General features: G+C 71.1%; 6 protein-coding genes. All 6 read left to right on the top strand.

All coding sequences use genetic code 11. The annotated features are described in order from the left end of the window. Positions 1–129: 129 nt before the first annotated feature. Complete coding sequence (gene pafA / locus Q8814_RS23110; protein WP_330154311.1) at positions 130–1,488, top strand: Pup--protein ligase; 1,359 nt, start codon at positions 130–132, stop codon at positions 1,486–1,488. A 74-nt stretch (positions 1,489–1,562) separates the two neighbouring features. Beyond that, positions 1,563–2,567, top strand: a complete 1,005-nt coding sequence (locus Q8814_RS23105; protein ID WP_330154310.1) for a helix-turn-helix transcriptional regulator — start codon at positions 1,563–1,565, stop codon at positions 2,565–2,567. Next, the gene (locus Q8814_RS23100; protein WP_330154309.1) at positions 2,564–3,553 is read left to right on the top strand and encodes a helix-turn-helix transcriptional regulator; all 990 of its coding nucleotides are present in this window, start codon (positions 2,564–2,566) and stop codon (positions 3,551–3,553) included. Before Q8814_RS23105 ends, Q8814_RS23100 begins: the two co-directional genes overlap by 4 nt. Positions 3,554–3,649: 96 nt before the next feature. Further along, a complete protein-coding gene (tatA, locus tag Q8814_RS23095; protein WP_330154308.1) occupies positions 3,650–3,910 on the top strand; it encodes a Sec-independent protein translocase subunit TatA in 261 nt (86 codons plus the stop codon). Between the two features lie 102 nt (positions 3,911–4,012). After that, the gene (gene tatC, locus Q8814_RS23090; RefSeq protein ID WP_330154312.1) at positions 4,013–4,942 is read left to right on the top strand and encodes a twin-arginine translocase subunit TatC; all 930 of its coding nucleotides are present in this window, start codon (positions 4,013–4,015) and stop codon (positions 4,940–4,942) included. Then, positions 4,939–7,380: DEAD/DEAH box helicase (locus tag Q8814_RS23085; protein WP_330154307.1), on the top strand; the 2,442-nt coding region annotated here is incomplete at its 3' end. The genes tatC and Q8814_RS23085, both read left to right, overlap by 4 nt.

The following is a 7,380-nucleotide window of genomic DNA, read 5'->3' as shown; positions in this document are numbered from 1 at the left end:
GGGGTGCGTGGCCGTCGACATCGAGAACGGGCCGGGACGGGCCCCCGCGGCCCGCCGCCGAGGGTCACAGCTCGAACCTAGATTTCGTTGCGACCCATCACAGTTGCGTGCCCGCGGTACTGTCGAAGTGTGCAGCGACGAATCATGGGTATCGAGACGGAGTTCGGCGTCACGTGTACCTTCCACGGGCACCGGCGGCTGAGCCCGGACGAGGTCGCCCGGTATCTGTTCCGGCGGGTCGTGTCCTGGGGGCGCAGTTCGAACGTGTTCCTCCGGAACGGGGCGCGCCTGTATCTCGATGTCGGTTCCCACCCCGAATACGCCACGGCGGAATGCGACGATCTGCTCCAGCTCGTCGAACACGACCATGCCGGCGAGCGGGTCCTCGAGGACCTGTTGATCGACGCCGAGCAGCGCCTGGCCGAGGAAGGCATCGGCGGCGACATCTACCTGTTCAAGAACAACACCGACTCGGCCGGGAATTCGTACGGCTGCCACGAGAATTTCCTCGTCGCGCGGGTCGGGGAATTCTCCCGGATCTCCGATGTGCTGTTGCCGTTCCTGGTGACCCGGCAGCTGATCTGCGGGGCCGGGAAGGTGCTGCAGACCCCGAAGGCGGCCACGTTCTGCCTGTCGCAGCGGGCCGAGCACATCTGGGAGGGCGTGTCGTCGGCGACGACACGGTCGCGCCCGATCATCAACACCCGCGACGAGCCGCACGCCGACGCCGAGAAGTACCGGCGCCTGCATGTGATCGTGGGGGATTCGAACATGTCCGAGACCACCACGATGCTCAAGGTGGGGTCGGCGTCGCTGGTGCTCGAGATGATCGAGGCGGGGATCTCGTTCCGCGATTTCGCGTTGGACAACCCGATCCGCGCGATCCGGGAGGTCAGCCACGACCTGACCGGGCGCCGCCCGGTGCGGCTCGCCGGGGGCCGGCAGGCCAGCGCCCTCGACATCCAACGCGAATATCATGCGCGGGCCGTGGAGTACCTGCGCAGCCGGCACCCCGATCCGCATGTCACGCAGGTGGTGGATCTGTGGGGTCGGGTGCTCGACGCCGTCGAGTCGCAGGACTTCGCGAAGGTCGACACCGAGGTGGACTGGGTGATCAAGCGCAAACTGTTCCAGCGCTACCAGGACCGCTACAACCTGGACCTGTCGGACCCGAAGATCGCGCAGCTGGATCTGGCGTATCACGACATCAAGCGCGGGCGCGGGGTGTTCGATCTGCTGCAGCGCAAGGGGCTGGCGGCCCGCGCCACCGACGACGAGGCGGTGGATGCGGCCGTCGACACGCCGCCGCAGACCACCCGCGCGAAACTGCGCGGCGATTTCATCGCCGCGGCGCAGGCGGCGGGCCGCGACTTCACCGTCGACTGGGTCCATCTCAAGCTCAACGACCAGGCGCAGCGCACCGTGCTGTGCAAGGATCCGTTCCGCTCGGTCGACGAGCGCGTCGAACGGCTCATCGCGTCGATGTGACCGGCGGGCGGGCGCACCGCGCGAATGTGGGTTGCGGCCGGGTGTGAGCGGCGGTCGGGCACTAGGGTTGGCCCGTGGCGATCTCGAAAGTCGAACGGCTGGTGAATCTGGTCATCGCGCTGTTGTCCACCCGCCAGTTCCTGACCGCGGAGAAGATCCGGGCGTCCGTGGCGGGGTACGCGGAGTGCGCCAGCGACGAGGCGTTCAGCCGGATGTTCGAGCGTGACAAGAACGAACTGCGCGACCTCGGCATCCCCCTGGAGACGGGCATGCCGTCCCGGTTCTCCACGGTCGAGGGCTACCGCATCAACCGCGACGCCTACGAATTGCCGGAGATCGAGCTGACCCGGGAGGAGACCGCCGCGGTGGCGGTGGCCGCCGCGCTGTGGGATTCGCCGGAGCTGACCTCCGCGGCGCAGGGCGCGCTGCTGAAGCTGCGGGCGGCGGGCGTGCAGGTCGATCCCGAGTCGGCGGGCACGGTCACCGCGGTGCCGGCGCGGGCCCGCGGCTCGGAACCGGCGTTGCAGAAGTTGCTGGCGGCGGTCGACGCGCGGCGCGCCGTACGGTTTTCCCATCGCAGTGCCCCCACCGATCCGTGGACCGACCGCACCGTCGAGCCGTGGGGGGTGGTGACCGTGCACGGCCGCTGGTATCTGGTCGGGCACGACCGGGACCGCAACGCGGTGCGCACCTTCCGGCTCTCCCGCATCGGCGACGACGTCGACGCGGTCGGTCCCGCCGGTGCCGTGCACATCCCGGAGGGGGTGGATCTGCGGGCCCGGGTACTGGCCGCGACGCGCGGCGGGGAGGTCGCGGGGTCGGCGCGGGTGTGGGTCGCCGACGGCCGGGCCTACGAGTTGCGGCGCCTCGGCGAAGAGGTGCGCCGCCGTCGCATCGGGGAGCGGGACGGCACCGTGCTCGACGTGCCGGTGCGGTCGTGGGAATGGATCGGGCGGGTGGTGGCCGGGCAGGGCGCCGACGCGCTGGTGCTCGACCCGCCCGAATTGCGGGCCGAGGTGCAGCGCATCCTGGCCGGGATCGTCACCGGCAGCGCGACGACGGGGGAGGACCGGCGATGAGTGCACGATTGTCCGGGCGGCTGGCGCGGCTGCTGAACCTGGTGCCGTACTTCACGGCGCATCCGGGGATCAGCGCGGCCGAGGCGGCCCGCGATCTGGGGGTGACCCCGAAACAGATCATGGACGATCTCAATCAGCTGTGGGTGTGCGGGCTGCCGGGCTACGGCCCCGGCGACCTGATCGACCTGTCGTTCTCCGAGGACAGCATCGTGGTGACGTTCACCGCGGGCATGGACCGGCCGCTGCGGTTGACCTCCACCGAGGCGACGGTGCTGCTGGTGGCGTTGCGGTCGCTGCTCGAGATGCCCGGGGTGGTCGATCCGTCCGCCGCGCACAGCGCGATCGCGAAGATCGAGGCCGCGGCGGGCAGCGCCGCCGCGGCCCACGTGCCGGCCGGGGCGGAGCGGCCCGTCGTGGAGGATCCGGTGGCCGCGCAGGTGCGGGCGGCGGTGCGGCGGGGCCGGGCCCTGCACCTGACCTACTATTCGGCCTCGCGCGACACCGTCTCCGAACGCGACGTGGACCCGATCCGCATCGTGCTGATCGACGACCACACGTATCTGCAGGCGTGGTGCCGCTCCGCGGAGGCGGTGCGGTTGTTCCGGTTCGACCGGATCGACGCCGCGACGGAGCTGACCGAACCGGCGCGGCCCCCGCACCGGGCGCTGCACGACGACGAGCACCTCGAACTGTTCGCGGGCGACCCGTCGTTGCCGGCGGCCCGGTTACGCATCGCCCCCGGCTACACCTGGTTGCTCGACTACTACCCGCTCGGCGAGGTGCGGGTGCTCCCGGACGGTGGCTGCGAGGCGGTGCTGCGGTTCGCGTCCCCGGACTGGATGGCGCGGCTCGCCGTCGGGCTCGGCGCCGGTGTCACGGTGCTCGAACCGCCCGAACTGGTCACCGCGGTGCGGGCGCGGGCCGCCGCCGCCCTCGACGCCTACGCCGCGCTCGAGGCCGGCACCCCGTCCGCGACCGGGATGTAAACGCTGCGCGAACACTGCGCCGAACGGGTCCGGCCGCGGCTCGGGGGTGCCGGGGTCCGGTAACATCGTCAAGAGCCGATCAGTGGAGGTTTGTAAATGGGTGCAATGAGCCCGTGGCACTGGGCCATCGTCGCGTTGGTCGTCATCATTCTCTTCGGTTCGAAGAAGCTGCCCGACGCTGCGCGCGGTCTGGGTCGCTCCCTGCGAATCTTCAAGAGCGAGGTCAAGGAGATGCAGCAGGACGATGCGCGGGCCGCGGCGCAGCCGGCGCCTGCGCAGCTGCCGCCGACCCAGCCTGGGGATCCGGCCGTGCCCCCGCAGCAATCGGTGCCGCACACCGAGCCGCGGTCGGCCTGACCGAGCTCTCCCGCCGGGGCACCTGCCGAGGTGTCCCGGTTCCGCTGACCCCAGGGGGCCCTGGTTGTTCCGGTGGCCCTGACAGGAGCTGAGAACCGCACCGTGCGCATCCCGTTCGATCCGCGCCGCAGCCGGCGCAAGTCCAATCCCGACGGCACCATGTCGCTGGTCGAGCACCTGTACGAACTGCGTACCCGGCTGCTGGTGTCGCTCGCCGCGGTGCTGCTCACCACCATCCTCGGGTTCATCTGGTACAGCCGCGGCCCGTTCGGGCTCGACAGCCTCGGCACGATCCTGCTCGACCCGTACTGTTCGCTGCCCGCGTCCTCGCGCGCCGACATCAGCAGCGACGGGGGCTGCCACCTGCTGGCGACCGGCCCGTTCGAACAGTTCATGCTGCGCCTGAAGGTCGCCGCGACGGCCGGGGTGGTGATGGCGTGCCCGGTGTGGCTGTATCAGCTGTGGGCGTTCATCACCCCCGGCCTGTACAGCAAGGAACGCCGCTACGCGATCGGGTTCGTGATCTCCGGGGCGGCGCTGTTCGTCGCCGGTGCGGTCCTGGCCTACCTCGTCGTCACGCACGCCCTGTCGTTCCTGCTCACCGTCGGTAACGATGTGCAGGTCACCGCGCTGTCCGGCTCCGAATACTTCGGATTCATGATCAACCTGCTGATCATCTTCGGGGTGTCGTTCGAGATTCCGCTGGTCGTGGTCGCGCTCAACGCCGTCGGGGTGCTCCCGTACGACAAGCTCAAGGCGTGGCGCCGCGGCCTGATCATGGCGGTGTTCGTGTTCGCGGCGATCGCCACGCCCGGGCAGGACCCGTTCTCGATGATCGCGCTCGCCCTGGCGTTGACGTTGCTGCTCGAGTTCGCCATCCAGATCGCCCGGCTCAACGACAAGCGCCGCGCCCGCCGCGACCGCGACGCGGGCTGGGGCGACCTCGACGACGACGAGAGCTCACCGATCCCGGCGCCGAGCCCGGTCGAACCGGCGGCCGCCACCCGCCCCGACTATTCCGACACCCTGTGAGCGCAGCCCCCGGCCCCGACGATGTCGCCCCGACCGGCAGCGAGGTGGGCGGGCAGCTCGCCGCGTTCGCCGGCGGGTTGAGGTTTCCGCTCGACCCGTTCCAGCGGGACTCGTGCCGCGCGCTCGAGGCGGGGCATTCGGTGCTGGTGTGCGCCCCCACCGGCGCCGGCAAGACCGTCGTCGGTGAGTTCGCGGTGCACCTGGCGCTGCAGGCGGGCAGCAAATGCTTCTACACCACCCCGATCAAGGCGCTGAGCAACCAGAAGTACGCCGACCTGTGCGCCCGGCACGGTAAGGACGCGGTCGGATTGCTCACCGGCGACCAGTCCATCAACTCCGGGGCCCCGGTGGTGGTGATGACCACCGAAGTGCTGCGCAACATGCTCTACGCGTCGTCGACCGCCCTGATCGGGTTGAGTCACGTGGTGATGGACGAGGTGCATTTCCTCGCCGACCGGTTCCGCGGCGCCGTGTGGGAGGAGGTGATCCTGCACCTGCCGGAGGATGTGCGGCTGGTGAGCCTGTCCGCGACCGTGTCCAACGCCGAGGAATTCGGGGACTGGATGACCACGGTGCGCGGCGACACCACCGTGATCGTCGACGAGGTCCGGCCCATCCCGCTGCACCAGCACATGATGCTCGGCCCCCGCATCTACGACCTGTTCGATGCCCGCGCCGAGGCGCCGGACACGCCCGCGACGGCGCGCCGCCGGGGGGTGGTGGTCAACCCGGAACTGCTCGCGCAGGTGCGGCGCCGCACCGCGTTCGAGGCCACCGACCGGTGGCAGCCGCGTGGCCGCGGCTCGTTCCGGCCGCTGCCCCGCCCCGACGTGATCGCCCGCCTGGACGGGGAGGGCCTGCTCCCGGCCATCACCTTCGTGTTCAGCCGGGCCGGCTGCGAGACCGCCGTGGCGCAGTGCCTGCGCTCGGGGTTGCACCTGACCACCGACGACGAGGCCGCGCAGATCCGGCAGATCGTCACCGCCCACACCCGCGAGCTGCCCGCCGCGGACCTCGAGGTGCTCGGCTTCTCGGCGTGGCGCACCGCGCTGGAGCGGGGCATCGCCGCGCACCACGCCGGGATGCTGCCCGCGTTCCGGCACACCGTCGAAGAGCTGTTCGTGCGGGGTCTGGTGCGGGCGGTGTTCGCGACCGAAACCCTCGCCCTGGGCATCAACATGCCCGCCCGCACCGTGGTGCTCGAACGGCTCGTCAAATACAACGGCGAAACCCACGCCGAGCTCACCCCCGGCGAATACACCCAGCTGACCGGTCGGGCCGGGCGCCGCGGCATCGACGTCGAGGGTCACGCGGTGGTGCTGTGGCAGCCCGGCGTCGAACCGGACGCGGTGGCGGGTCTGGCCTCGACCCGCACCTTCCCGCTGCGCAGCTCGTTCCGCCCGTCCTACAACATGGCCGTGAACCTGATCGACGCGGTCGGTGTCGACCGGTCGCGGGTGCTGCTGGAAATGTCGTTCGCCCAGTTCCAGGCCGACAAGTCGGTGGTCGGGCTCACCCGCAGCATCGAGCGCAACGAGACGGCGCTGGCGAAGCTGCGCGGCCAGCTCGGCGGGGACGACAGCGACATCCTCGACTACCTGCGGTTGCGCGCCGAACTCACCGACGCCGAACGGGCCCGCGAACGCACCGGGCGCACCGAACGCCGGCAGGCGGCGGTCGCGTCGCTGGTGGCGCTGCGGCGCGGCGACATCATCGCGGTGCCCGCCGGTCGGCGGGCCGGCCTGGCGGTGGTCGTCGACACCGATCCGGACGTCACCGATCCGCGCCCGCACATCGTCACCCTCGACGCCTGGTCGGGTCGGGTCTCGGCCGGGGACTTCCCGACCCCCGCGACGGTCCTCGACCGGCTGCGGATGCCGCGGCACGTCGATCACCGCACCGGCCGCGGGCGCCGCGACATCGCCTCGGCGCTGCGATCGAAGGGACTGGTGGTGCCGCGCCGCCCGAAACGGGCGAAGACCGGCGGGGACACCCGGGAGATCGACGCGTTGCGCCGCCGGCTGCGCAAACATCCGGCGCACCGCACCCCGGAACTCGACTCGCTGGCCCGGGTCGGGGAGCGCTACATCCGATTGGAGCGCGAGATCGCGCAGCAGCGGCGCCGCGCCGAGGCCGCCACCGACAACCTGGCGCGCACCTTCGAGAAGATCGTGGCGTTGCTCGTCGAACGCGGCTACCTGACCGAGGGCCCGGACCCGGCCACCACCGACGCCGGGGAACGGCTCGCCCGGATCTACAGCGAAGCCGATCTGCTCGTCGCCGAATGCCTGCGCCGGCGGGTCTGGGCGGGGCTGTCCCCGGCCGAACTCGCCGCGGTGGTGTCCGCGGTGATCTACGAATCGCGGGTCGACGACGCGGTCACGGTGCACGGCCCGACCGGGCCGGTGCGGCAGGCCCTGGCCGAGACGGTGCGCTTG

Source organism: Rhodococcus chondri, assembly GCF_036327435.1.
Taxonomy (GTDB): domain Bacteria; phylum Actinomycetota; class Actinomycetes; order Mycobacteriales; family Mycobacteriaceae; genus Rhodococcus; species Rhodococcus chondri.
Note: the sequence above shows the minus strand (reverse complement) of the source record. Positions and strands in the feature narration are given on the sequence as shown.

Bases quoted from the DNA above. Each gene is read 5' to 3' on its own strand.
- tatA (WP_330154308.1), top strand. From the start codon at position 3,650: ATGGGTGCAATGAGCCCGTGGCACTGGGCCATCGTCGCGTTGGTCGTC.
- Q8814_RS23100 (WP_330154309.1), top strand. From the start codon at position 2,564: ATGAGTGCACGATTGTCCGGGCGGCTGGCGCGGCTGCTGAACCTGGTG.